This window comes from Streptomyces sp. NPDC002867 (genome assembly GCF_053591895.1).
The window spans coordinates 61,359-87,742 of the sequence record NZ_JBSFUR010000020.1 but is presented as its reverse complement, the minus strand read 5'-3'; the positions used below and the strand labels follow the sequence as shown (position 1 = coordinate 87,742).

The following is a 26,384-nucleotide window of genomic DNA, read 5'->3' as shown; positions in this document are numbered from 1 at the left end:
CGATCAGTCCGGGTACGTGGCTTCCACGCAGACGACAAGGCGGGCTTCGCCCATCGGGGCCGAGTAGGTCCCGATGGGCGCGGGCACAGCCTCGGGCAGTGCAGTGGCGCTGCCGCTCGGCGAGGGCTCAGCGTCCGGGCAGCCGTCTCCCCCGCCGTTGGGGCAGCGGACGGGTTCGAGTTCCGGCGTGCCGCAGTCGGCCGTTGGCCGCGAGGCGTACGGCGACGGCGGCGTGACAGGTGGTGCGCTCCGCTCGATGACCTCGGTGGCCGTGTAGCCGGAGAGGGCGACGAAGGACACGGAGACGACCACCAGGCCGTTCCTGCCGAGCCGGATCACCAGTCGGTTCCCCACGGTGCGAACCGGTAGTCGTGCCTGAGCACTGCCGTCCCCCTCTGTCTGATCAGTGCCGCGTCTCGTCCACCGTACAAGTCATGGCGGACACCGGCCCTCGGAGCAGCCCCCGTCAGGGCAACCTCCCCCGCACCACGGGCAGTTCCAGCACCCCCGTGTCCTCGGGCGCGCTCACGACCGTCACCGGCTTGACGCCCCGGTTGCCGAAGTACGCCGTGTCGCTCGCCGCGATCACGAACTCCAGCCGGTGGCCCGTCTCGTAGCGGTGCACGATGCCCGGCAGGTCGACCGTGAACGGCCTGGTCACGTCCGGCACCCGGACCGGGGCGACCAGGCGGTTGACGAGGGTCTTCGTGCCGTTCGGGGCGACGTCGTAGACCTTGGCGAACAGCACCAGCTTGTCGGCCGCGTCGTTCGAGTGCTGCACGCGCTCGGTCTTCGGCGAGACCACCTGGAGCCGGGCCCTGGGCGCGCCGACCACGTCGACGGGGGCCTTCAGCGGTTCGCTGCGCCAGCCCAGGTAGGTACCCGCAGTGTCGTACGGCTGCGGGTCGGGCAGGCCGACGATGCCGGACAGGGACGACTCGGAGTGGCTGGTGGGCACGAGCCAGTTGGCGTAGGTGCGGCTGCCGCGGGCGACCTTCGCGCGGGTGTCGACGAGTTTGCCGTCGCCGGAGAGGTAGAGCTTCTGGGACAGGGACGGGACGGCGCGCGCCTCGCCGTAGCCGCTCTGCCAGTCGCGGTAGTAGGCGAAGGCGGGACCGGTGTCCGCGTTCGCGTTCCTGTGCAGGTACCGGTCGAACCAGGCGAGGATGCGCCGCCCCACGTAGCTGGTCTCCAGATTGCCCTCGCCGATGTTGAGCTCGCCGGACGCGGGGTCCGTCATGCCTCCGCTGTGGCCCCAGGACTGCCAGATCATCTTGGTCTCGGTGCCCTGGGCCCTGAGCGTCTCGTAGCTGGCCTGCGCCTCGTTGAGGGTGAACAGGCTGTCGGCCTGGCCCTGGACGAGCAGGGTGGGGGCTTCGACCCGGGACAGGTAGGAGACGGGTGACACACTGCGGGCGAAGCTCTGCATGGCGTCGACGCGGTCGGCCGGGTAGCGGCCGGAGTTGAGCAGGCGCAGTGTGTCGCAGGCCTGGGCGACGAAGTGCAGGCAGTCGAGCGAGTTGAAGCGGGACGGGTCGAGGCTCGGGTTGGTCAGCGGCTGTCCCTCGCCGATGAGCCAGAAGCCGTCCGCCCACTGCCACTTGAAGGCGCCGGGGACGGTCGTGCCCCTGGCGTTGTTCGGATCGATCGAGCGGTTGAGGTCGTTCCAGGTGATCAGGGGGACGAGTGCGTCCACGCGGCGGTCGACGGCGGCGGTGGCGAGCTGGATCGCGCCGCCGTACGAGCCGCCGATCATGCCCAGCCGCGGGTCACCGCTGCCGTCCCTGGTCACGAAGTCGATCGTGGTGCCGTCGTCGGCGGGGCGCGTACCGGCGAGGAAGTCGATCAGCCGGGAGGCCGCCCGGCCGTCGGTCTCCGGGTCGTCGAGGGAGATGAGGCAGCCGGATCTGCCGAAGCCGAGCCCGGAGTAGGCCATGGCCACGTAGCCGCGTGCGGCGAACGCCCTGGCCGTGTCCGCCGTCCCGTCCGACTTGCTGCCGCCGAAGCCGTTGGTGGTGAGTACGGCTGGAGCGGTCCGGTTCGCGCCGACGCCGGCCGGGCGGTAGAGGTCGGCGTCGACGACGCAGGTCCTGCCGCCCGCCTCGACGGTGAACTTCAGTGCGGTGACCGTGAATTCGCCGGTGGGTGCGGCGGCCGTGGCGGGGGACGCGAGGGCGAGGGGCGCGAGCAGCGCCGTCCCCGCGGCCCATACGAGAGGCTTGCGGCTTCCGGACGGGGCACGTGACACGAGGACCTCCACATCGAGGACGCCATACCGACCAGTAAGTAGGTGGCCGCGCCCATGCTGTGACACGCGTCAGACACAGGTCAACGCTCGTGCAGCGACTTCTTGACGGGAATTCAGCAGCGGCCTCCGGCCTTCCGGTGCCTCAACCGGCCGTCAGAGCAGCGCCGGTACCTCCAGCGTGAGCGTCCGGGCATCCGCGTCCAGCGTGGCCGGTACGCCGAGCGGCATCGTCAGCGCCGTCTCGCCGTGTCCGAAGCCGAACTCCTCCACCACCGGTACGCCGAGTCCTCCCAGCCGGTCGAGCAGCACCGCCCGCACCTGTTCGTACGGCCCGCACTCGGCCCACGACCCCAGCAGCACCCCGCCGACGCCCGACAGCCATCCGGAACGCAGCAGTTGGGTGAGCATGCGGTCGATGCGGTAGTCCTCCTCCCCCACGTCCTCCAGCAGCAGGAGCCCGCCACGGGCGGACGGCCGGGCGTGCGGAGTGCCGACATCGGCGGCCAGCAGGGCGAGGCAGCCCCCGAGGGTGACACCTTCCGCCCTCCCCGGCGCCATCGTGCGGGCCTGCGGCAGGCCCTCGACGGTGCGCACCGACTCCGGCTCGAACAGGGTGGCCCGCAGCGACTCCTGGGTGCGGGCGTCCTTCAGGAACGTGACCGCGCCCACCATCGGCCCGTGCAGCGTCGCGAGCCCCATCCGTACGGCGAACGCCTCGTGCAGTGCGGTCACGTCGCTGTAGCCGACGAACACCTTGGGGCCCGCCGCCCGCATCGCCGTCCAGTCGGCCAGATCCACCATGCGCTGGACACCGTAGCCGCCGCGGGCGCAGATCACCGCGGAGACGGACGGATCGCACCACGCCTCGGTCAGGTCCCGGGCGCGGGCCTCGTCGTCGCCCGCCAGGTACCCCAACCGGTCGTGCGTGTCGCGAGCATGGGGCATCACGACGGGGTCGAGGCCCCAGTCGCGCAGGATGCCGAGGCCCGCGTCGATGCGCTCGTCCGGCACGGGACCGCTGGGCGCGACGACGGCGACCCTGGCGCCCGGCCTCAGCCGGGCGGGCCGGCTGAGCGGTTCACTCGTCACTTCCTGAGCTCCAGCGCGGGGATGTCGGACCGGGTGATGCCGAAGACCCGGGTGTACAGGGACAGTTCGGCCTCCAGCGCGCGGACCATCGTCTCCACCCTGCGGAAGCCGTGGCCCTCGCCCTCGAAGGCGATGTACGCGTGGAGGACACCGCGTCCGGCCATCTGCGCCAGGAACCGTTCGCTCTGCGCGGGCGGGCAGATGACGTCGTCCAGGCCCTGAAGCAGCAGGAACGGTGCGGTGATGCCGTCCACGTGGGTGAGCGGCGACCGTTCCCGATAGCGGCCGGGGACCTCGGCGAGCGGGCCGACGAGCGACTCGAGGTAGTGGGACTCGAAGTCGTGCGTCTCTCCGCTCGCCCAGGAGAGCAGGTCCAGGACGGGATAGATGATCGTCCCGCAGGCGTACACGCTCGTGGTGGCGAGCGAGGCGGCCGCCGTCCAGCCGCCGGCGCTGCCGCCGCGGATCGCCAGACGCCGCGGGTCGGCCGTGCCCTCGTCGGCCAGCGCCTCGGCGACGGCCGCGCAGTCCTCGACGTCCACCACACCCCACTGCTCGCGCAGCCGGTCCCGGTACGCACGGCCGTAGCCGGTGGAGCCCCCGTAGTTGACCTCGGCGACACCGATGCCGCGCGAGGTGAAGTAGGCGATCTCCAGGTCGAGTACGAGGGCGGCGCGGCCGGTGGGACCGCCGTGCGCCCAGATCACGTACGGCGGCAGCTCGTCGTCGGGTGCGACCCGGTCCGGGCTGTGCGGCGGGTAGATGTGGGCGTGGATCTCCCGGTTGTCGGGGCCGGTGAAGGTGCGGATCTGCGGCTCGGGGTAGTACGCGGGGTCCACCGGGTCGTCGTGGGCGCTGCCGATGACATGGGTCCGGCCGGTGCGGGTGTCGAGCTCGACGACCTCGTACGCGCTGCGCGGACTGGCGGCGACGCCGATCACCCGGTCGCCGCAGACGGCGAGCGTGGCGGCCCATTCGCTCCACGGGCCAGCGGCGTCGACGAGCTCACCGGTCTCCGGATCCAGTATCCCGAGCGCGGTGGTGCCCCTGCCGTGGACGACGGCGACCAGCCCGTTGTCGAGGGGATGGAACCACTGCGAGCCGATCTTCCACAGCGGCCCGCCGAACTCTTCCCCCCGGCCCGGGCACAGGACGGCGGCGTGGCCGAAGGCGGCGCCCTCCGGACGGATGCGGCGCAGCTCCCACCAGTCGGCACGGTCGGAGACGAACAGCAGGGAGCCGTCCGGGGCCCAGTCGACCTGGCAGACCGACTCGTCCGCCTCGCCGACGACCGTGCGCACCTCCGTGAACGGTCCGCCCTCGGTCACCTCGCCGAGCATCACGACCGTGGCGTCCCACGGCATCCGGGGATGGTCCCAGGCGATCCAGGCGGCGTGCCGGCCGTCGGGCGACACCTTGGGGCCGGTGACGAAGCGGTGCCGGTCGTCACTGAGTTCGCGGACGGCGCCGCGGTCGTCGGCGGCCGAGCCGTCGAGCGGCACGGCGGCGATCACGCGGCGTACGTCGGTGGGCGCCTCGCCGGTGAACTCCTCCAGGACGCACCAGACCTCGCCCTGCTCGATCCGCAACTGCGGTTCGGCCCACCGCAGTCCACCGCCGACGGACGCGGTGGGGGTGAGCGGACGCGGCCGCGCGCCGGGCAGGTCCGGCTCGTACGCGTACAACCGCTGGTCCGGGAAGTGGACGAAGACGATCAGCGGACCGCCGTCGGCCCGCCCGGTCCCGGCCCAGGGCAGGCCGCCGTACTCCATGACCCGGCTGCGCACGTTCCAGGGTGCGGGCAGCACCGCATCCTCACGGCCGTCGGGGCGCCGGCGCATCAGCGTGCGCCTGCCGCCCTCCGCCGGGCGTGGCGCGGTCCACCACACCTCGTCGCCGACGATGCCGAGGTGGTCCGGCTGCCCGTCGTGCGAGGCGGCGAGGGCGGCGCCGATCGGTGAGGGCCAGGTTCCGTAGCGCCCGGTGGGTACCATGTGCCGTTTCTCCCTAGGCGCTTCGCAGGTAGTGATCGAGCACGTGGACGCCGAAGTGGAGGGCCTCCACGGGAACGCGTTCGTCGACACCGTGGAACATGGCCGCGTAGTCGAAGCCGGGTGGCAGCTTCAGCGGGGAGAAGCCGTAGCCGGTGATGCCGAGCCGGGAGAACTGCTTGGCGTCGGTGCCGCCCGGCATGCAGTACGGCACGGTGCGGCCGTCCGGGTCGAACCGCTCGACGGCGGCGCGCAGTCCGGCGAACGTCGGGGAGTCGACGGGCGCCTGGAGCGGCACCTCGCGGTGGTGGAACTCCCAGTCCACGTCCGGTCCGGTCAGCCGGTCCATGGTCGCCGTGAACTCGTCCTCGGCACCGGGCAGCATCCGGCCGTCCACGTACGCGGTGGCCTGACCGGGAATCACATTGATCTTGTATCCGGCTGCCAGCATCGTCGGGTTGGCGCTGTTGCGCACGGTGGGTTCGACCAGGGCCGCGGCGGGACCGAGCTTGGCGATCAGCGCGTCGGCGTCGAAGTCCGGCGCGTGCACATCGGTGTCGATGCCGTGCAGCACGGCGAGTTCCGCGAGGGCCGCCCGTACGGTGGGGGTGAGCCGCACCGGCCACTCGTGCTCGCCGATCCGGGCGATGGCGGCGGCGAGCCTGGTCACCGCGTTGGCCCGGTTCACCTTGGAGCCGTGGCCCGCCGTGCCGCGCGCGGTGAGCTTCAGCCAGGCCGTGCCGCGTTCGCCGGCCGCGATGGGGTAGAGCGTCATGCCGGGGACCGGGAAGGAGAAGGCTCCGGACTCGCTGATCCCCTCCGTACAGCCCTCGAAGAGGCCGGGGTGGCTGTCGGCGAGATAGCCGGAGCCGTCGATCGCGCTGGCCTCCTCGTCGGCGGTGTAGGCGATCACGATGTCGCGCCGGGGCCGGATGCCGTGCCGCGCCCAGGCCCGTACGACGGCGAGGACCATCGCGTCCATGTTCTTCATGTCGACCGCGCCGCGGCCCCACACCACCCCGTCGCGCACCTCGCCGGAGAAGGGGTGGACGGTCCAGTCCGCGGGCTCGGCGGGAACGACGTCGAGATGGCCGTGGACGAGGAGTGCGTCGGCGGAGGGATCGTCGCCCTCGATGCGGGCCACGACGTTGGTCCGGCCCGGTGTCCGCTCCAGGAGGGCGGGTTCGAGTCCGGCGGCGGCGAGCCGCTCGGCGACGTATTCGGCGGCGGGCCGCTCGCGGCAGTCGCCTGCGCCGCGGTTGGTGGTGTCGATGCGGATGAGTTCGGAGGTGAACGTCACCACTTCGTCGAGGGCCTGGGCGTCCATGGGCGTCGTCGTCACGTCAGCCATACTGCTCCTCCACGGCGGCGGAGACGATCGTCGTGACCGCCTTGAACGTGCGAATGCCTTCGTACATCGTCTCGCTGGTGTACGCGACGCGCCTCTCGCCGTGGGTCCGGGCGACGCCGGGGACGACGGTCGCGGCGGCGGCCAGGTGCTCGGCGTCGAACTCCAGCTCCACGGTGAAGGGTCCGCCGCGCACCGGTTCGTGCCGCACGGCGAGCGCGGCGGCCTCCTTGGCGGCGGCCCGGATCTCGGACGCGGTCCTGGCCGGGGTGCGGCACACGGCCGCGTAACGCGAGACGTGGTCCTTGACGGCGACCTTGAGGGCGCCGGGCGCGTAGCCGAGCGCGTCCTCGCAGGTGAGGTCGTCGCCGGTGACGAGGACGACGGGGACGCCGTACTCGGCGACGACATGGGCGTTGAGCAGTCCCTCGCCGGCGCGGACTCCGTTCAGCCATACGCCGGTGATGGAGTTGGCGAGGTAGGTGTGGGCGAGGACGCCCTGGGAACCGGCGCCGGTGTGGTAGCCGACGAAGGCGATGCCGTCGACGTCGCCGTGCTGGACACCCTCCACCATGGACAGCGACTTGTGGCGTCCGGTGAGCATCTGGGCGCGCTCGTCGAGCTGTTCGAGCAGCAGATTGCGCATGGACCAGTGCGCCTCGTTGATGAGGACCTCGTCGGCGCCGCCGTCGAAGAAGCCGAGGACGGCGGCGTTGACGTCGGAGGTGAACAGGGAACGGCAGCGTTCCCACTGGGGGGTGCCGGGCAGGACGTCGGCGGGCCAGGTCACCCCCGTGGCACCCTCCATGTCGGCGCTGATCAGGATCTTCACAGCCACTCTCCGTTCCACGGGTGCACGGTGCCCAGGGGCGCGAGTGTAAACCGGGGAGTGGCTGTTCAGGGGGTTCCTGCGGCTATCCGCCGAGCACCTTTTCCAGGGAGGCCAGCGCGGCCTCGAGCTCCTCGCGGGTGATGGTGAGCGGCGGGGCGATCCGGATGGTGGAGCCGTGGGTGTCCTTGACCAGGATGCCCTCGGCCAGCAGCCGTTCGCTGATCTCGCGCCCCGTGCCGACCGCCGGGTCCACGTCGACGCCCGCCCACAGGCCGCGGGCGCGGAAGCCGACGACACCCCGTCCGGTCAGCGCGGCGAGGCCGTCGCGCAGGACGGTGCCGAGGTCCGCCGCCCTGCGCTGGTACTCGCCGGTGGCCAGCAGGTCGACGACCGCGGAACCGACGGCCGCCGACAGCGGGTTCCCGCCGAACGTGGAGCCGTGTTCGCCGGGGCGCAGCACGGACATCACGTCGCGCCGGGCGACGACCGCGGAGACGGGGACGATGCCGCCGCCGAGCGCCTTGCCGAGCAGCAGCATGTCGGGCACGACGGACTCGTGGTCGACGGCGAGCGTGGTGCCGGTGCGGCCGAGGCCGGACTGGATCTCGTCCGCGATGAACAGGCAGTTCGCGCGCCGCGTCAGGTCGCGCACGCCGGTCAGGTAGCCGTCGTCGGGGATGAGGACGCCCGCCTCGCCCTGGATGGGCTCGATCAGCACGGCCGCGGTGGTCTCGTCGATCGCCGCCTCGAGCGCCGCGAGGTCGTTGTAGGGGACGATGCGGAAGCCGGGCGTGAACGGACCGAAGCCGCCGCGCGCGGTCTCGTCGGTGGAGAAGCTGACGATCGTGGTGGTGCGGCCGTGGAAGTTGCCGTCGGCGACGACGATCGTGGCCCGGTCGGGTGCGACGCCCTTGACCTCGTACGCCCATTTGCGGGCGACCTTGATGGCGCTTTCGACGGCCTCGGCCCCGGTGTTCATCGGCAGGGTCATGTCGAGCCCGGTGAGGGCGGCGAGGCCCTCCGCGAAACCGGCGAGCCTGTCGTTGTGGAAGGCGCGGGAGGTGAGGGTCACCTCGTCGAGCTGGCGGTGGGCCGCGGCGATCAGATCCGGGTGGCGGTGGCCGAAGTTCAGTGCCGAGTAGCCGGCGAGCATGTCGAGGTAGCGGCGGCCCTCGACGTCCTCCACCCAGACGCCCTCGGCCCGGGCGACGACGACGGGCAGCGGGTGGTAGTTGTGCGCGAGGGTGGCCTCCTCGGCGCGGATCAGCTCGGCGGAGGAGCGCTCGGTGCGTTCGGGCGTGAGGGTCATGCGCGGATCTCCTGGGTGCAGCACTTGATGCCGCCGCCGGCCTTGTGGAACTCCGACAGGTCGACGGGGACGGGGACGTAACCGTGGGCTTCGAGGCGGCCGATGAGCCCTTCGGCCTGAGGGGCGACGAGGACGTGGCGGCCGTCGGAGACGGAGTTGAGCCCGAAGGCCATCGCGTCCTCGCGGGTCGCGGTCACCGCGTCGGGGAACAGGCGCGCCAGTACCTCGCGGCTGCCGGGCGAGAAGGCCTCGGGGTGGTAGGCGATGTGGGCACGGCCGCCCGCCTCCCCGTCGTCGAGGACGAACAGAGCGGTGTCCAGGTGGTAGAAGTACGGGTCGACCAGCTGGAGGCCGATCACCGGGACGCCGAAGAACTCCTGCACCTCGCGGTGCGCGGCCGGGGTGGTGCGAAAGCCGGTGCCGGCGAGGACGAAGTCGCCCGCGGGCACCAGATCGCCCTCGCCCTCGCACACCGACTCGGGCCGGTGGACCTCGAATCCGGCGGCCTTGAACCAGGTCTCGTACGCGGCCTCCTCGGGCCTGCGCTGCGGTGCGTGGAACCGGGAGCCGAAGACCCGTCCGCCGAGGACGAGCGCCGAGTTCGCGGCGAACACCATGTCCACGAGGCCGGGCTCCGGCCTGACGTGCTCGACGGTGTGGCCGAGGTCTCGGTAGGTGCTGACGAGGGTCTGCCACTGGGCGCGGGCCAGGTCGTGGTCGACCTCGCCGCCCTCGCGCATCCAGGGATTGATGGCGTACTGCACGTCGTAGTACCGGGGTTCACAGACCAGGTAACGCCTGGGCCGGGGCACACGTCTTTGTGGCACCGAGGGATTCCTCCCGCTTCGTCTCGATGTCCGGTGGACGTCTCAACGGTAGGAATCGGGACGGAGCGGCGACAAGAAACAAGAGCTGCGTGTACGCGCAGGAATGCTGCGTTTTCGGGTGTCCCGGCGGCGGTTCGCTTCACGCCTCGCCGGAAGGGGGTTCCTCCATGGTCGCGGCCCTTCCCGCACCGGCCTCCGGACTGGAGGTGAGCAGGTGGGAGAGCACCATGTAGCTGATCGTCTTGCGGATGAACGGCTCCGCCCGGATACGCTCCAGCACCTCCTCGAAGTGCTCCACGTCGGTGGCCCGCACGTGCAGCAGCGCGTCGGCGCCGCCGGTCACGGTCATCGCGGCCATGATCTCGGGGTAGTCGCGCACGACTTCCGCGAGACGGCGCGGCGGCGCCGCGCTGTCGCAGTACACCTCGACGTACGCCTCCGTGCGCCAGCCGAGGGCGGAGGGGCGGACCGTCGTGGTGAACCCGGTGATGATGTCGGCCTCGCGCATGCGGTCGACGCGTCGTTTGACGGCGGTCGCCGAGAGGCCGATCGCCGCGCCGATCTCGGTGAAGCTCGTCCGCGCGTTCGCGACGAGAGCGGCGACGATCTTGCGGTCCAGCTCGTCGAACGGCGCGGATCTGTTGGTCATGGCGGTGTTCCTCCGGACGGCCCTGCTGCGCGCGGACACTATCGGAAGATGGCCATGGCCTGCACTTCGAGCACCGAGTCGGCCGCGTTCCAGTCCTGCACCTTGCCCAGACAGCGCGCCGAGAACGTGCCCTGCGGGACCTCGTTGCGCAGCCCCTCGGTCGCGCAGGTGACGCGGACCCGCGGACCGGACGACGGGTCGTCGGTGTCGCCGTAGGGGGCGAGGAGCACCGTGGACTCGGGCGATTCGCCGATCTTGCGGAACCGGCCGCGGATGAGCACGAAGTCCTCGATGTCGCGCAGCCGCACGGTCTGCGCCGGCGAGGCGCCGGACCGGGGATCGTTCGCCAGCGCGCGGGCGAGCGCGGCGTTGCGCCGTACTGTTTCCCCCACGAGGTCGACATGGACGATGACGTCCTTCTTCTCCAGGACGTCCATGATGACGCCGATGACGGAGATCGGTTCGGCGACCTCCATGTACTTGCTGACGATCTCCCTGTTGTCCTTGCGCCCGCCGCCCGCGCTCAGCCCGAAGACCTTCGCCCGTACGCTGCCGTCCTTGCTGTCACTGGTGCGCTGCTCGACCTCCTTGCGCAGCGCCGCCGCGTAGCCGCGCATCTGGTAGTGGTCCATGACGGACCGGTCGTGCAGGTAGAAGCAGATGCTGTACGTCAGGTCCCGGCCGCCGCGTCCGCCCCGGACCAGCCGCCTCACGGTCAGGACGAGCAGCACAGCGGCGCCCGCGGCCGTCATCAGCCACAGGAGCATCCAGGGCCACCACACACCCCACCATGCCTCAGTGAACACACCCACGGATCTCCTTGAATGCGCTGAGGAGGGAACGGCCGGTGGCGTCGACCATGCGGCCGCCCGTCGCCCGTGCCCCCCGGTCCAGTTCCTCGTCGTCCGCCTCGCCGTAGCGGACGGTGTAGGTGCGCACCGCGCGGGTCTCCTCCGGCAGCCGCGCGTGGCGGCGGACGAAGGCGTCGAGACCTATGCCGGTGTTGTTCTCGCCGTCCGTCATCAGAACGATGGAGACGTTGCGCCCCGGCCGCTGCCGCAGGGCCGTGGACACGCTGCGGTAGGCGGTCTCGAGGGAGGACCAGACGGCGGTGCTGTCGTCGAAGTCGTCGGACGCGACGAAGCCGCGCAGGCGGTCCAGGTCGTCCTGGCCCTCGTACGTGACGCTGCGCTCGTCCAGTACGCGCTCGCCGAAGCGCATCACGGTCAGCGTCTCGCCCCGGTAGAACCGCACGAACTTGCCCGAGGGCGAGTCGTCCGCGCCGGCGAGTCCGTCGAAGGTGGCGCGCAGCCGTTCGATGCGTTTCCCGCGCATCGACGTGGAGAAGTCGAGCAGGAAGATCACCTGGGCGGTGCGGTCGCGGTGCGGGTCCCCGTAGTCGGCGAGGAGCCGGTCGACGACTCTCTGGTCGTCGGGGAAGTAGAGCGCGTTGCCGACGCCCTCGCGCAGCGGCGCGATGCGGGGCACCGCCGGGTCGATCGGGCGGCGCATGGTGCGTTCCATGATCCGTTGCTGGACGGGTTCGCTGCGCAGCCACTCCACCAGCCGGTCGTACGCGGCGCGCTTGGCCGGGTCGAGGAGGAGCAGGGGGTAGTCGGACAGGACCATCCCGTCCTTGGGATAGACGATCTCCAGCGGTTCGCGGAGCCGACCGCTCCTGTTGAGCACGAGCAGTTCGGACTCGTAGGTGATCAGGGCGTTCAGCTCGCCCTGGCGGGCCACGTAGCCGTCGGCGAGCGAGCCCGAGGCGTCGCTGGTGAGCGCGTGTCCGGTGAAGAAGCCGCGCAGCCGGTCGCAGGAGACGTCCGCCGGGCGCAGGGCGGTGCCGGTGCCGGCCGCGGCGGTCGCCACGCCGACGAGCGCGGCGAGGCCGCTGTTGCTGCGGCGCGGGTCGGCCATCCCGAACCGCAGGGAGCCGTCGGCGGCGGCGTCGGCCGCGTCGGACCAGGAGATCTGGCCGTCCGGGGTGTTCCGGCGCAGCCGGTCGGCGACGGCGCGCTTCATGCCGATGACGACGGGCGACCGCATGGTGTTGGTCGCCAGCGGCTTCTCGCCGCTCGCACCGTTCGCCTTGGCCCTCAGCAGGTAGTACCGGTCGGACGACAGCCACGCCAGGTCGTGCCGACGGGGCCCGGGTCCGGCCAGCTCGTTGCTGGCGTCCAGCGTCCCCCGGTGGTCCATCTGCAGCCTGATGCCGGTCTCGCGGCGCAGGTCGTCCAGCAGGGGCGCCATGTCGGCGAGTTCCGTGCTGGCCAGCACGCTCAGGGTGACCGGGTCGGGGCGGTTCGGAGAGCAGGCGGTGGTCGTGGCGAGCCACAGGGCCGCCAGGCACAGGGCGACCAGCCTGGTCGCGCGGCCGGGCGCCGCCATCAGGGCTGCCCGGATGCGACGTCGGCGGCGGGGCAGTCCCCGACGGCGGAGATCATGCGCTCCAGAAAGCGCAGCCGGGGCATCTCCGACCTGGTGTCGTCGCCGTCGATGGCGGGCGCGGGGACTTCGCGCTCCCGGAGGAAGCCGGTGAGCTGGTCGCCCGCGACGTGGCCGGTGGGGTCGAGGATGCGGAAGCCCAGTTCCATGGCGCGGCGCCGCAGCTCCGGGTCGCGTGTGATCAGTTCGCCGAGCCGGTCGCCGTCCCTGTTGAGGGCGATGAACTGCGGCTGGGTGACGAACTGTCCGGACGGGTAGAGCAGCACGCGCTGTGCGTCCGGCTTGTCGTACCGGTTGCGGTACTGCACCTGGTAGGCGAGGTACTGGTGCTCGTAGGCCACCACCACCGGGGCGATGTTCTTGCCCTCGGGCGAGATGTAGGTGCGGAAGACGTCGGCGGCGGGGAGGCCCTGCTCCATGAGGTGCCGGATGTCCCGGCCGCGTTCGTCGGCCTCCCGGTCCGTGTCCGGCACCTCGTCGCCGCCGCCGTTCCAGGTGAAGGCGACCAGCGCGAGGTAGGTTCCCGCGGAGTTGGAGCCGCAGACGTCGGGGGTCTGGGCGACGATCCGGTTGGCGTTGGTGATGCCGTGCCGCCGGACCCCGATGTCGTTCCAGCGGCGCTTGTCGTGGATGTGCTGGAGGAACTTCTGCATGTCCAGCACGTAGTAGAACGGCTGGTCGGAGCCGGGCCCCCGCTGCGCGGTCGCGATGCCCGCGTCGGCGAGCGTCTCGGCGTACTCGCGGTAGGTGGCGAGTGCGATGGGGCTGACGAACGGACGGTGGACCTTGGCGTACCGGTTCGCCGCCGCGCGCTCGCCGGTGATCAGGTCGCCGGCGGGCTGCCCGGAGGGGAAGACGAAGTCGTACGAGGAGATGTCGTGGACGGCGACCTCGCGCGAGCCCGAGCTGGTGATGTGCACCCGTATGTGATGCTTCATCAGGATGCGCTGCACCTCTTCGTCCTCGAAGAAGTCACGCTTGGAGGCCATCTTCCCCTCGAGCGTGACGACCCGTTCGAGGGGCAGCAGGATGTTCCCCGACACGGCCAGCACCGTCGTGCCCGTCAGCACGGCGGCCAGCAGCGGGAGGACCGTCAGCAGGAAGCTGCGCCGCGACCAGGACGAGCGTGACTCCCGTCTGATGCCCAGCCGCGGTTCCTCGGCTGTCCGTCTCTCCCCGACCTCCACCGGCGCCTCCCCCTCGTCCCCGGCGTCACCTCAAGAAACATCCTTTCGCCTCCGGATGACTCCCCGGAGACCTCACTGCCACCGTCAGGTGAACGGTTCGACTCCCCCTGTCGAAAAGCCTGTTGGACGGACGACGGCTTCGGACGGATCGGCCCATCCGCCCCGGGCACCCGCCCGCCGGGCCGTCACGGCAGGGACAGTTCGCACCAGACCGTCTTGCCCCGCGCCGTACGGCTCGTGCCCCACTCCCGCGCGAGGGCGCTGACCACGCGCAGGCCCCTCCCCGCCTCCTCCTCCGGCCGTGCGCCGCGCAGCGTCGGCAGGGTGTGGTCCTCGTCGGCGACCTCGCACAGCAGCGTCCCGGCCCGTACGAGACGCAGCTCGGCGCGCCGACCGTCGGTGTGGCGCACAGCGTTGGCCACGAGTTCGCCGACGAGCTGTTCCGCGGTCTCGGTGAGCGCGTCGAGCCCCCAGTCGGCGAGCTGTCCGCGGACGAGCCGGCGGGCACGGGCAGCCTCGCGCGGCTCGAGCGACAGCTCCCAGGTGGCGACCGAATCGGGCTCGATGCCGTTCAGGCGGGCCATCAGCAGCGCGACGTCGTCCTTGCGGCCGCCGCGGGTGTTGAGGGCACGGATGATGGTGTCGCAGGCGTCGTCCATGGACGCGGCCGGGTGTGCGGCCGACTCGCAGAGCGTCGCGAGGCCCACGCCGATGTCCTCGCCGCGCACCTCCACCAGGCCGTCCGTGCACATCACCAGCCGGTCGCCGGGCGAGACGGGCACGCGGACGCTCTCGAACGGCACGCCGCCGACGCCGATCGGAGCTCCGGTGGGCAGGTCGAGAAGTTCGCTGCGGCCGTCCTCGGCGCGGACGATCACGGGCGGGATGTGGCCCGCGTTCGCCAGGTGCAGTTCGCCGCGGATGGGGTCGTACACGGCGTAGAGGCAGGTGGCGAGGTAGTGCTCGCCCATGCGCTGGGCCAGGTCGTCGAGGCCCCGCAGCAGCTGCTCCGGCGGCAGGTCGAGGGCGGCCATGGTCTGCACGGCGGTGCGCAGCTGGCCCATCATCGCGGCCGAGTTGAGGCCGTGGCCCATGACGTCGCCGACGACGAGCGCGGTACGCGAACCGGGCAGCTTGACGGAGTCGAACCAGTCGCCGCCGACCCGGCCCAGCAGCGTGCCCGGCAGATAGCGGGTGGCCGTGTCACAGCCGGCCATGCGCGGGGTGACCTGAGGGAGCATCGAGTCCTGGAGGGTCTCGGCGACGTTCTCCTGGTAGGTGTACATGCGCGCGTTGTCGATCACGAGTCCGGCGCGGGCGGCCAGCTCGGCGCCGGTGACGCGGTCCATGTCGTTGAACTCGGGCCGCTCGGGGTGGCGCAGCAGGATCATGCACCCGAGGACGACGTTGCGCGCCTTGAGCGGTGCGATGAGCATCGAACGGCCGTTGATGAGCGGACGCATGTCGCGCTTGTCGAACTGCTCGGCGATCGCGGTGCCCATCTCCTCGGTGATGCGGGGCACCAGGACCGGCTCGCCGGTGATCATGCACTGGAAGAAGGGCGTGTGCGCGGGGAACGGCATGGATTCGCCGACCGGCACGACGTCGTCCCAGCGCCCCGGCTCGTCGACGTGCTCGAAGGCGACACGGTGCCACATGGTCGTCGCGTCGGGCTCCCCTTCCGAGAAGCCCTCGCCGGCGACGACCTCCTCCCGCAGGTAGGTGCAGGCCACGTCGCTGAACCGGGGCACGACCGCGGCGCTGACCTCGTGGATCGTGCGGGCGAGGTCGAGGGAGGAGCCGATGCGTCCGCTGACCTCGTTCAGGAACTCCAGGCGCTCGCGCACCGCCGCGTACTCGAGGTCCTGCTCCAGATCCGCGGCGTCCACGGGATGCCCGGCCGCGACGGCCTCCTCGGCGGCACGGCGGCGCGCGAGGCGCTCGGCCCTGCGCGGCACTCCCCAGTCAGGGGTGACGGGCACCCGGTCGTGGTGGCTGAACTCCAGTACGGGATAGCCAAGGTCGAGGATCTGGGAGACGATCCGGTTCGACTCGCGCACGCTCATGCTGGGCATGATCTCGGGGAGCCCGCGCGCCAGTTCGCCGAAGCCGGGGAAGTCGGTGTGCAGGGCGAAGCCGGGTGCGATGCGCTCGACGCTCTCGTCCGCTCCGGCGAACTGGCCGGCGTCCGCCGCGAGGACGACCAGCCGTTCCCTGCCGGGCCCGACCATGGGGTAGGCCCACCACAGCACGTCGATACGGTCCTGGCCGGGATCGGACAGCCGGGCGCGGCCCGCCGCCGGGTAGTCGGTGAGGCCGCCGAGGGCACCGTGCAGGGCCTGTCCGCCGTAGCCGTCGACGAAGTCGTCGGCGGCGTCGGCCGCCAACGCTCCGAAGACGGGCAGCAGTTCGACGGCGGGACGGCCGATCGCGGCCTCGCGCGCCGGGCCGAAGAGACGCCGGGCGCCGCTGGACCAGTGCGACACCAGGCCGTCGCCGTCCACGACGACCACCGCAAGCGGAATCCGCCCCGCGGCCGCGTACTCCTGCGGCGGGGCCGACGGAACACCACTGTCCATGGGCGGAGCGCTCCTTCCCGGATCCGGGACCTTGTCACCACGGTACGGCGCTGTGTGGTGCATGCGCCGGGCAACGGCCCAACAGGTGGTGCGCCCGCGCACAATTGACGTCGGTCAAGCTCTCCACCGGTCCGGCCGCGGCGCGGGCGGGCCGAGTGCGCCGCCCCCTGCCGCGGGCCGGGACCGGTTCAGTCGGCGTGCCCGAGCTGGAGGTCGCGTTCCGTGCGTCCGCCGCCCGCGACCTGGAGCACGGTGGCGACCGGCGGGTAACCGGCCGCGATGACCGTGTACTCGCCGGACGACAGGTCCACGAAGCGGAACATTCCGTCCGGTCCGGTGGTGAGCGTGTCGACCACGTTGCCGGCCGCGTCGAGGAGAGTGACCCGGGCGTCGTCGACCGGCCGGCCGTCCCCGGCGCGCACGGTGCCGCGCAGCACCGCCCCGCCGGCCAGTTCGATGTCCTGGCGGGTCTCGCGGGACGGCTGCACGCTCACGGGGTGCGCGGCCGGCCGGAAGGCGGGGGCGCTGGCGGCGAGGGTGTACTCCCCCGCGACCAGTTCGCTGATCACGTAGCCGCCCTCCCGGCCGCTGCGGGTGGAGGCCACGACCTCGCCTCGCACGTCGGTGAGCGTGACGGCCGCGTCGCGGACCGGGGAGCCGTCGGCGGTGACGACGACGCCCGCGAGCCGGCCCGCTCCGCCGAGCACGACGTCGAGCTCGACGGGCCGTTCGCCGACGGTGACCGTCACGGCCTGGGGCTGGTGGCCGCCCGCGGCGGCGATCATCACGTACGAGCCGGAGCCCGGCACGCTCAGCGCGTACCGGCCGTCCTCGCCGCTCGCGCCGCGGCCGATCTGCTGCCCCTGGACGTCGATGAGGGTGAGCGCGGCGCGCGGGACGGTGCTCCCGTCGTGGTGCTGCACGGTGCCGCAGACGGGGACGCCCGCGACGGGGGCGGCGGCCGGTCCGGGGGCGGCCCGCACGGCGGTGCGGGCGTGCGGGACGGCGGCGGGCTCGGCGGTGGAGGCGTTGTGGGACACCAGCGGTTTCTCCTTGAGGAAGAAGGCGAGGAAGAGGCCGAGGACGAGCACCGGCACGAGGTACAGGAAGATCCGCGGCATCGCGTCCGCGTACGCCTGGATGTAGCCCTCGCGCAGCGCGGGCGGCATGGCGTGGACCAGCTGCGGGGTGATCGATTCCGGGTCGGGCAGGCCGACGCCGGCCGGGACACGGCCGGCGAGCGCGTCGGTGAGCCGGTCGGCGAACAGGGTGCCGAAGACGGCGGCGCCGACGCTGCCGCCGATCTGCCGGAAGTAGTTGTGGGCGCTGGTGGCGGTGCCGAGGTCGGCGGGCGGCACGGCGTTCTGGACGGCGAGGATCAGCACCGGCATGACGAGTCCGATGCCGATGCCGAGGACCGCCTGCCAGAGGCTGTACTCGAGGCGCGGCGTGTCCGCCTCCAGCCGGGAGAGCAGCCACATGCCCGCGGCCGAGAGGGCACTGCCGGCGACGGGGTAGACCCGGTAGCGGCCCGTACGGCTGATGAGCTGGCCGGAGACGATGGAGGCGACGACGATGCCACCCATCATCGGCAGCATGAGCAGGCCGGACTCGGTGGCACTGGCGCCGTCGACCATCTGCAGGAAGGTGGGCAGGTAGCTCGCCGCCCCGAAGAGCGCGATGCCCACGACCGCTCCCACGAGGGACGTGAGCGTGAAGACGGAGTCGCGGAACAGCCGCAGCGGGATGAGCGGTTCGGGCGCGAAGCGCTCGACGACGAGGAAGAGGACGGTGCTCGCGGCGGCGCCCGCGGCCAGGGCGAGGACGACGCGCGAGTCCCAGGCGTATTCGGTGCCGCCCCAACTGGTCAGCAGGACGAGGCAGGTGGAGGCGGCGGCGAGGAACAGGGTGCCGAGGACGTCGAGCCGGGCCCGGGCGGCGGGCTTCGGCAGCTTGAGCACGAGGGAGACCACGGCCAGCGTGATCAGCCCGAAGGGGACGTTGAAGTAGAAGCACCAGCGCCAGGACGCATGGTCGGTGAAGAAGCCGCCGAGCAGAGGCCCCGCGACGGAGGCGAGTCCGAAGGCGGCGCCGATGAGTCCCATGAACCGGCCGCGTTCGCGTGCCGGGACGATGTCGGCGATGATCGCCTGCACACCGATCATGAGGCCGCCGGCGCCGACGCCCTGGACGGCGCGGAAGACGATGAGCTCGTTCATGCTGCGCGACCAGCCGGCCAGTGCCGACCCGATCACGAAGACGACGATGGCGAACTGGAACACGCCCTTGCGGCCGAAGAGATCGCCGAGCTTTCCGTAGACCGGCAGGCCGATCGTGGCCGTGAGCAGATACGCGGTGATCGCCCAGGGCATCCGGTCCAGGCCCTGGAGCTCCCCCACGATCTTCGGCAGCGCTGTGGCGACGATCATCTGCTCGAGCGCGGCCAGGAGCAGCGCGAGCATGAGGCTCATGAAGACGAGCCGTACGCGGCGGGGGCTCAGCGGCTCCGGCGCGGCGGGTACGGGAGGCGGCGGGTCCGCCGGACCGGCGGCGGGCTGCTCGTCCTTCACCAGAGTGCTGCCGCTCACGTCCTGCTCCCCTCGTCACGCTGCGCGGCGTCATTCTTCGCATTGCGCATGAAGGGGGAGCAAGTCGGGCGCACTCCCGGCAGGGCGTTCGAGATCTCCCCAACAGGGCGTGCACGAGGCGCACTTGGGGCGCTCATCAGGGGCTTTCCCGCGACCCGGTGCGCCGGGGACGCATGTGCGGACCGCGGGGAAAACCACCCGATCCGGTGAGGCTACTTCTCGACGTGGGCTGCGAGCCTGTCCAGCACGCTGTCGTAGATCCGGCCGAGTCCCTTGGGCGCGAAGGTCCTCTCGAAGAAGCCGCCGATGCCGCCGGCGCCGGTCCAGACGGTGGTGACGACGGCCTTGGACTTGCCCTCACCGGCAGGGGTGACCCGCCAGGTGGTGACCATGGAGGAGTTGCGGTCCTTCTCCACGAGCTCGCCGTCGGTGGGCTCGGTGACCTCCAGCAGGCAGTCGCGGACGCGCTTGCTGGTGGCCTGGAGCCTCCAGTGGACGAGGGTCCCCTCGCCGTCGCCGCCCTCGCGCACCTCGTACTCACTGAAGTGCTCGGGCAGGAGCTTCGCGCGGGTGCCCTCGTAGTCGGCCAGCGCGTCGAACACCGTCTCCGCGTCCGCCGAGATGATCCGTTCCGTGGTGGCCTCGACCTGCGCCATGTCCTGTTCCTCCAGCAGTCGCTCCATCGGGATGCTCCGCTAGCCAATCACCTCCCGCGCGCCCTCCCAAATCACGGTTGCGGCGATCATGGGAACAGGTGTTCTATTCTGGAGCCCGGAGCGAGCGAGGAGGCACCCCCATGCGCTGGGACAATCTGGCCGACAGACCCGCCACCAGCGGGGAAGCCGCCCTGTTCGGGGCATCGGCGGTGACCACCCGGACCTTCGACACCCCGGAGTTCCGGGGCATCACCTTCCACGAGATCCGCGCGCGTTCGATCCTCAACCGGGTGCCCGGAGCCTCCCGGATGCCGTTCGAATGGACGGTGAACCCCTACCGGGGCTGCACGCACGCCTGCGTGTACTGCTTCGCCCGCAAGACCCACAGTTACCTGGACCTCGACACCGGACTCGGCTTCGACTCCCAGATCGTCGTGAAGGTCAACGCCCCCGAGCTGCTGCGCCGTCAGCTCGCCTCCCGCCAGTGGCAGGGCGCGCATGTCGCCATGGGCACGAACGTGGACTGCTACCAGCGTGCCGAGGGCCGCTACCGGCTGATGCCGGGCATCATCTCGGCGCTGCGCGACCACGCGAACCCGTTCTCCGTCCTGACCAAGGGCACGCTGATCCTGCGCGATCTCGACCTGCTGCGGCAGGCCGCCGAGGTCACCGAGGTCGGCATCTCCGTCTCGGTCGGCTTCACCGACCGCGAGCTGTGGCGCACCGTCGAGCCGGGCACGCCCTCGCCCGAGCGCCGGCTCGACGTCGTACGCGCTCTGACCGACGCCGGGATCGGCTGCGGCGTGCTGATGGCGCCGGTCGTTCCGTTCCTCGGCGACCACCCGGACCAGCTGCGGGCGACCGTCCGCGCGATCGCCGCGTCCGGCGCCACCTCGGTGACCCCGCTCGTACTGCATCTGCGGCCGGGCGCCCGCGAGTGGTACATGGCCTGGCTGCGCGAACACCATCCGCACCTGATCGCCCGCTACGAGCGGCTGTACGCGGAGGGCGCGTACGCCCCGAAGTGGTACCAGCGCCGTATCACCCGCCATGTGCACGAACTGGCGGCCGAGTTCGGGATCGGCCCTTCGGCCCGGCCCGGCGGCCACCGCCGCCTGCCGGTGCGCCCGGAGCCGTCGGTCCCGGAGCCCACCCAGCTGACCCTGTTGTGAATCACGGGCGAGGATGAGCCCATGACCCGGCGTCCGCGCCGACGCACGGCGCCGCCGCGCCCTCGCCGGACGGCGCCCCCGGCGCCCACCGCACCCCGGGCGTCACTCCAGCCGGGCCAGGGCCGCCGAGGCCGCCGCCGTCAGGCGCGGATGGGAAAGGGCCCCGCGCAGCACTTCGCCGGCGCGCGGGTCGCCGAGGGCGCCGAGGCCCTCCACACAGGCGAGGGCGACCCGCCAGTGCGGATCGCCGGGGGCGAGCCGCCGTCCGAGGACCGTGATCAGCGCCGGTACCGATTCGGGCGCCCGCAGCCGGGTCAGCAGCCGCACCGGCACCAGCGCGTACGCGACCCGCAGCTCGTTGGTGGCGAGTGCGGCCGCCGCGCGCGGCGTGCGGGGGTCGGCGAGCCGGCCGAGCGCGTGGGCGGCGGAGACGCACCGCTCGGGGTCGCGGTGGTTGAGCAGGAGGACCAGGGACTCGAAGGCCCGCCGGTCACCGGCGCAGCCGAGGCGGAAGGCGGCCATCTCGCGCGCCCACAGGGGGCGTTCGTGCTCGGTGAGGACCGCAGCGAGCTCCTCCCGGTCCGAGGTGGCCAGCAGCCGTTCGTACGCCGGACCGCCGCCCGCCTCGTCGCGCAGCCGTGTCGCGAGCGACCGCAACTCCTCGTCCATGGCGGTCAGGGTATCGGCGGGCCGGCACGGCGATCCAGATCACACCCCCCGAGGGGTGGCGCGCTCGTTACCCGCAAGTTAATCTCATGTGAGCGGGTAACCCCCGCACCCGCCGCGGCCTGGTGACGCAGCCGCGGCTGGTGGCACCCCCATGCCGAAGGCTATGGGGGAAGTCGGTTCGGCAGTTCTGCCATCAGTACGACGTGACACGGGACAGAGTCCGTCGGCCCACGCGAATACCCGTGCGCCATGCGCCCGTTGGCGTTCCCACGCCTGTACGGCTTCCTCCGCGCGCGCTCCTCATCAGTCGTCACTCATCCCTGGAGTCCCCCGATGGACAGCCCTCTGCACACCATCGCCGTGGTCGGTCTCGGCACCATGGGCACCGGCATCGCCGAGGTCCTCGCCCGCGCCGGCCGTGAGGTCATCGGCATCGACGTCAGCGAAGCCGCCGCCCGCCAGGCGGTCGCCGCCCTCGAGGCCTCCACCGCCCGCGCCGTGGAGCGCGAGCGGATCACCGAAGAGGAGCGCCGCAACACCCTCGCACGCTTCCGCACCTTCTCCGACCTGCAGGCCGCGGCGGACGCCGACCTCGTGATCGAGGTCGTGCCGGAGTCGTACGAGGCCAAGCAGCAGGTCTTCCGCGAGCTGGACGCCGTGGTCCGCCCGGACGCCATCCTCGCCACCGGCACGAACGCCCTGTCGGTGACCCGGCTCGCCGCCGAGTCCCAGCGCCCGGAGCGCGTGCTCGGTCTGCACTTCTTCAACCCCGCTCCGGCGATGAAGCTGGTCGAGGTCGTCTCCTCGGTGCTGACATCGCCGCAGGCCGTCGAGGCCGTCACCGCCCTCGCCCGCGACCTCGGCAAGGAGCCGGTCGCGGTCGGCGACCGGCCCGGCTTCATCGCGGACGGCCTGCTGTTCGGCTACCTCAACCAGGCCGCCGCCATGTACGAGGCCCGGTACGCCTCCCGCGAGGACATCGACGCCGCCATGAAGCTGGGCTGCGGACTGCCGATGGGCCCGCTCGCCCTGCTCGACCTGATCGGCATCGACACCGCGCGCACCGTGCTGGACGCGATGTACGCCGCCTCGCACGACCGGCTGCACGCCCCCGCGCCGATCCTGGGGCAGCTCAGCGAGGCGGGCCTGACCGGCCGCAAGGCGGGCCGCGGCTTCTACACGTACGCCGCCCCCGGCTCGGCCGAGGTCGTCACGGACGCGCTCACGCCGCTCGGTGCGGCCGCGGCCGCCGCGGGCCGTGAGGTCCGCTCGGTCGGCGTGGCCGGCTCGGGCACCATGGCGAGCGGAATCGCGGAGGTCTTCGCCAAGGCCGGCTACGACGTCGTCCTCGCGGCCCGCAGCCTGGAGAAGGCCGAGAACGCCAAGGGCCTGATCACCAAGTCGCTGAACCGCTCGGTGAGCAAGGGCCGGATGACCCAGGAGGCGTGCGACGCCACGCTCGCGCGCATCACGCCCGCCGGCTCGCTGGACGCCTTCTCCGACGTCGATCTGGCCGTCGAGGCCGTCGCCGAGGACCTGGAGATCAAGCAGCAGCTGTTCGCCACGCTCGACAAGGTGTGCAAGCAGGGCGCGGTGCTGGCCACCACGACCTCCTCGCTGCCCGTGGTGGCCTGCGCACGCGCCACCTCCCGGCCGCAGGACGTGATCGGGATGCATTTCTTCAACCCTGCGCCGGCGATGAAGCTGGTCGAGATCGTGCGGACGGTCCTGACCGCCGACGACGTCCACGCGACGGTCCGCGAGGTCACGACGAGGATCAGGAAGCACCCGGTGGACTGCGGCGACCGCGCCGGATTCATCGTGAACGCGTTGCTCTTCCCGTACCTGAACAACGCGATCAAGATGGTCGAGGAGCACTACGCCACCCTCGACGACATCGACGCCGCGATGAAGCTGGGCGGCGGCTACCCGATGGGCCCGTTCGAGCTGCTCGACGTCGTCGGCCTCGATGTCTCGCTGGCCATCGAGAAGGTGCTGCACCAGGAGTTCCGCGACCCGGGCCTCGCGCCCGCGCCGCTGCTGGAGCACCTGGTGGCCGCGGGGTGCCTGGGGCGCAAGACGGGTCGCGGTTTCCGCGAACATGCCCGGCGCTGATCCCGACGGCGCGTGGGGCGGGCTGCTCGGTCCGGGCAGTCCGCCCGCCGCGTCCGAACGGGCCGGGCCCGACCCGCGGGCGCGCCCGGCTGTGCGAATGCAGTACGTTCAGGTCATGCCCCAGCCCGCTGATCCCGCCCGCCGGCCCGGCCGCGCCGGCGCCGCGTCCGACGCTCCGGAAAGTGCCGCAGGCTCCCGCGCCGCCGCGCAACGCCTGAAGATGCGCCGCGAACTCGCGGCGGCGGCCATGGAGTTGTTCGCGACCAAGGGGTACGAGGCGACGACGGTCGACGAGATCGCCGCGGCGGCCGGAGTGGCGCGCCGGACCTTCTTCCGCCACTTCCGCTCCAAGGAAGAGGCCATCTTCCCCGACCACGACGACACCCTGGTGCGGGCCGAGGCGGTCCTGAACGCGGCTCCGCCCCACGAGCACCCGCTCGACACGGTGTGCCAGGGCATCAAGGAGGTCATGCGGATGTACGCGGCCTCCCCGGCCGTGTCCGTCGAGCGTTACCGCCTGACCCGTGAGGTGCCGACGCTGCGGGAGCGTGAGATCGCCTCGGTGGCCCGCTACGAGCGGCTGTTCACGCGCTATCTGCTGGCCCACTTCGACGAGCGGGACCACCACGACGGCAACGACGACCCGCTGCTGGCGGAGGTGGCCGCATCCGCGGTGGTGACGGCGCACAACCACGTGCTGCGCCGCTGGCTGCGGGCGGGCGGGCAGGGCGACGTCGAGGCCCAGCTGGACCACGCGTTCGCCATCGTCCGCGACACGTTCGGCACCGGCATAGGAGCCGGCCGCAAGGCGGCGCACACCTCCCCGGCCGCCGAGCCGCCGTCGGCGGACGTGCGCACCGAGGGTGAGGTCCTGGTGGCCGTGGCCCGCACCGACGCACCGCTCAGCGAGGTCATGCGCACGATCGAACAGGCGCTGAAGGAGGGCTGAGCCTCCCGGCTCACCCAGGCGAAGACCGCCCGATTCGGGCGGTCTTCGCCATTTTTGCTCCCTCATTCGATCGATCATCGCTCATATGTGTCCAGCGGATTGCATCTGAGAGAAATTCTTGGCACGGAGTGTCTTGCCACCTGGCACGGCGTGCCATACGTTGATGTTGTCCGGGCGGCCGGCGTGCAGAGCACACTCGTACGCCGGCTGTCCCAGCAACCCTCGCGGCTGCCCCGCCCGGACGCCTGCGTCACAGGCACCTTTCGCGCCCACCAGCGCTGCCAGCAGCATCATCCGCCGAACCGACGGCACACCTCCACAGCAGCACCACCCGACGTACCCCTCAGCGTCCGCCCATGGACGCTTCTCGCCGGAGGCAACACCGTGAAGGAAATCCTGGACGCGATCCAGTCGCCGGACACCACGTCCGCCGACTTCGCCGCACTGAAGCTCCCCGAGTCGTACCGCGCGATCACCGTCCACAAGGACGAGACGGAGATGTTCGCCGGTCTCGAGACCCGGGAGAAGGACCCGCGCAAGTCGATCCACCTCGACGACGTGCCCGTGCCGGAGCTCGGCCCGGGCGAGGCACTGGTGGCCGTGATGGCCTCCTCGGTCAACTACAACTCCGTGTGGACCTCGATCTTCGAGCCGCTGTCCACCTTCGGCTTCCTGGAGCGCTACGGACGGCTGTCGGAGCTCACCAAGCGCCACGACCTCCCCTACCACGTCATCGGCTCCGACCTCGCGGGCGTCGTCCTGCGCACCGGTCCGGGCGTGAACGCGTGGAACCCGGGTGACGAGGTCGTCGCGCACTGCCTCTCGGTCGAACTGGAGTCCTCCGACGGCCACAACGACACGATGCTCGACCCCGAGCAGCGCATCTGGGGCTTCGAGACCAACTTCGGCGGCCTCGCGGAGATCGCGCTCGTCAAGTCCAACCAGCTGATGCCCAAGCCCAAGCACCTCAGCTGGGAGGAGGCAGCAGCGCCCGGACTCGTGAACTCCACCGCGTACCGCCAGCTCGTCTCCCGCAACGGCGCCGGAATGAAGCAGGGCGACAACGTCCTGATCTGGGGCGCGAGCGGCGGACTCGGCTCGTACGCCACGCAGTTCGCGCTCGCCGGCGGCGCCAACCCGATCTGCGTCGTCTCCAGCGATCAGAAGGCGGACATCTGCCGGTCGATGGGCGCCGAGGCGATCATCGACCGCAACGCCGAGGGCTACAAGTTCTGGAAGGACGAGCAGACCCAGGACCCGAAGGAGTGGAAGCGCTTCGGCAAGCGCATCCGCGAGCTCACCGGGGGCGAGGACATCGACATCGTCTTCGAGCACCCCGGCCGCGAGACGTTCGGCGCGAGCGTCTACGTCACCCGCAAGGGCGGCACCATCACCACCTGCGCCTCGACCTCGGGCTACATGCACGAATACGACAACCGCTACCTGTGGATGTCGCTGAAGCGGATCATCGGCTCGCACTTCGCCAACTACCGCGAGGCGTGGGAGGCCAACCGCCTGATCGCCAAGGGCAAGATCCACCCGACGCTCTCGAAGGTCTACTCCCTCGAGGACACCGGCCAGGCCGCGTACGACGTGCACCGCAACCTCCACCAGGGCAAGGTCGGCGTCCTCGCGCTCGCCCCGCAGGAGGGTCTGGGCGTCAAGGACCCGGAGATGCGCGAGAAGCACATCGACGCCATCAACCGCTTCCGGAACGTCTGAGGGGCC

The 26,384-nt window shown here is 71.6% G+C and carries 20 protein-coding genes; 4 read left to right on the top strand and 16 right to left on the bottom strand.

All coding sequences use genetic code 11. From position 1 onward, the window contains the following. Window positions 1–3: 3 nt before the first annotated feature. From ACWD0A_RS20415 to ACWD0A_RS20345, 15 genes are all read right to left on the bottom strand, one after another. Window positions 4–354 (bottom strand): hypothetical protein, encoded by a 351-nt coding sequence (locus ACWD0A_RS20415; protein WP_451299986.1) that lies wholly within the window; start codon window positions 352–354, stop codon window positions 4–6. Between the two features lie 112 nt (window positions 355–466). Then, a complete protein-coding gene (locus ACWD0A_RS20410) occupies window positions 467–2,248 on the bottom strand; it encodes a CocE/NonD family hydrolase (protein ID WP_451299984.1) in 1,782 nt (593 codons plus the stop codon). 153 nt (window positions 2,249–2,401) lie between these two features. Then, the gene (locus tag ACWD0A_RS20405; protein ID WP_451299982.1) at window positions 2,402–3,337 is read right to left on the bottom strand and encodes a S66 peptidase family protein; all 936 of its coding nucleotides are present in this window, start codon (window positions 3,335–3,337) and stop codon (window positions 2,402–2,404) included. Continuing rightward, window positions 3,334–5,331: a prolyl oligopeptidase family serine peptidase gene (locus ACWD0A_RS20400; protein ID WP_451299980.1), complete on the bottom strand. Its 1,998-nt coding sequence runs from the start codon at window positions 5,329–5,331 to the stop codon at window positions 3,334–3,336. The genes ACWD0A_RS20405 and ACWD0A_RS20400 overlap by 4 nt, the downstream gene beginning before the upstream one ends. 13 nt (window positions 5,332–5,344) lie before the next feature. Next, entirely contained in the window at window positions 5,345–6,679 is a 1,335-nt protein-coding gene (locus ACWD0A_RS20395; RefSeq protein ID WP_451299978.1) for a M20/M25/M40 family metallo-hydrolase, read from the bottom strand. Further along, window positions 6,672–7,508 (bottom strand): M55 family metallopeptidase, encoded by an 837-nt coding sequence (locus ACWD0A_RS20390; protein WP_451300069.1) that lies wholly within the window; start codon window positions 7,506–7,508, stop codon window positions 6,672–6,674. The genes ACWD0A_RS20395 and ACWD0A_RS20390 overlap by 8 nt, the downstream gene beginning before the upstream one ends. Window positions 7,509–7,590: 82 nt before the next feature. Next, window positions 7,591–8,817, bottom strand: coding sequence for an ornithine--oxo-acid transaminase (rocD, locus tag ACWD0A_RS20385; protein ID WP_451299976.1), 1,227 nt, complete (start codon window positions 8,815–8,817; stop codon window positions 7,591–7,593). After that, a complete protein-coding gene (ddaH, locus tag ACWD0A_RS20380; protein ID WP_451299974.1) occupies window positions 8,814–9,644 on the bottom strand; it encodes a dimethylargininase in 831 nt (276 codons plus the stop codon). Before ddaH ends, rocD begins: the two co-directional genes overlap by 4 nt. A gap of 139 nt (window positions 9,645–9,783) precedes the next feature. Next, the gene (locus ACWD0A_RS20375; protein WP_177149154.1) at window positions 9,784–10,293 is read right to left on the bottom strand and encodes an Lrp/AsnC family transcriptional regulator; all 510 of its coding nucleotides are present in this window, start codon (window positions 10,291–10,293) and stop codon (window positions 9,784–9,786) included. A gap of 38 nt (window positions 10,294–10,331) precedes the next feature. After that, window positions 10,332–11,105: a hypothetical protein gene (locus ACWD0A_RS20370; protein ID WP_451299972.1), complete on the bottom strand. Its 774-nt coding sequence runs from the start codon at window positions 11,103–11,105 to the stop codon at window positions 10,332–10,334. Then, window positions 11,089–12,684 carry a substrate-binding domain-containing protein gene (locus tag ACWD0A_RS20365; protein WP_451299970.1) on the bottom strand — a complete coding sequence of 532 codons (1,596 nt, stop codon included), beginning with the start codon at window positions 12,682–12,684 and terminating at the stop codon, window positions 11,089–11,091. Before ACWD0A_RS20365 ends, ACWD0A_RS20370 begins: the two co-directional genes overlap by 17 nt. Then, on the bottom strand, window positions 12,684–13,928 hold the full coding sequence (locus tag ACWD0A_RS20360; protein ID WP_307712589.1) for a hypothetical protein: 1,245 nt from the start codon (window positions 13,926–13,928) through the stop codon (window positions 12,684–12,686). The genes ACWD0A_RS20365 and ACWD0A_RS20360 overlap by 1 nt, the downstream gene beginning before the upstream one ends. Before the next feature lie 185 nt (window positions 13,929–14,113). Beyond that, window positions 14,114–16,507 (bottom strand): ATP-binding SpoIIE family protein phosphatase, encoded by a 2,394-nt coding sequence (locus tag ACWD0A_RS20355; RefSeq protein WP_451299966.1) that lies wholly within the window; start codon window positions 16,505–16,507, stop codon window positions 14,114–14,116. Window positions 16,508–16,695: 188 nt separating this feature from the next. Beyond that, entirely contained in the window at window positions 16,696–19,095 is a 2,400-nt protein-coding gene (locus ACWD0A_RS20350) for an MFS transporter (protein ID WP_451299964.1), read from the bottom strand. Window positions 19,096–19,307: 212 nt separating this feature from the next. After that, on the bottom strand, window positions 19,308–19,751 hold the full coding sequence (locus tag ACWD0A_RS20345; protein WP_451300067.1) for an SRPBCC family protein: 444 nt from the start codon (window positions 19,749–19,751) through the stop codon (window positions 19,308–19,310). 140 nt (window positions 19,752–19,891) lie between these two features. Between ACWD0A_RS20345 and ACWD0A_RS20340 the strand changes: the two genes are divergently transcribed. Then, complete coding sequence (locus ACWD0A_RS20340; RefSeq protein WP_451299962.1) at window positions 19,892–20,923, top strand: Rv2578c family radical SAM protein; 1,032 nt, start codon at window positions 19,892–19,894, stop codon at window positions 20,921–20,923. Between the two features lie 102 nt (window positions 20,924–21,025). On the opposite strand, the gene ACWD0A_RS20335 is transcribed toward ACWD0A_RS20340, so the two are convergent. Then, window positions 21,026–21,592 (bottom strand): adenylosuccinate lyase, encoded by a 567-nt coding sequence (locus ACWD0A_RS20335; RefSeq protein ID WP_451299960.1) that lies wholly within the window; start codon window positions 21,590–21,592, stop codon window positions 21,026–21,028. A 333-nt stretch (window positions 21,593–21,925) separates the two neighbouring features. Between ACWD0A_RS20335 and ACWD0A_RS20330 the strand changes: the two genes are divergently transcribed. The 3 genes from ACWD0A_RS20330 to ccrA all read left to right on the top strand — a co-directional run bounded on the left by ACWD0A_RS20330 (window position 21,926) and on the right by ccrA (window position 26,378). After that, complete coding sequence (locus tag ACWD0A_RS20330) at window positions 21,926–23,707, top strand: 3-hydroxyacyl-CoA dehydrogenase family protein (protein WP_451299958.1); 1,782 nt, start codon at window positions 21,926–21,928, stop codon at window positions 23,705–23,707. Between the two features lie 97 nt (window positions 23,708–23,804). Next, window positions 23,805–24,656 carry a TetR family transcriptional regulator gene (locus ACWD0A_RS20325; RefSeq protein ID WP_451299956.1) on the top strand — a complete coding sequence of 284 codons (852 nt, stop codon included), beginning with the start codon at window positions 23,805–23,807 and terminating at the stop codon, window positions 24,654–24,656. A gap of 384 nt (window positions 24,657–25,040) precedes the next feature. Further along, window positions 25,041–26,378: a crotonyl-CoA carboxylase/reductase gene (gene ccrA, locus ACWD0A_RS20320; protein WP_451299954.1), complete on the top strand. Its 1,338-nt coding sequence runs from the start codon at window positions 25,041–25,043 to the stop codon at window positions 26,376–26,378. The last annotated feature ends 6 nt before the right edge of the window (window positions 26,379–26,384 follow it).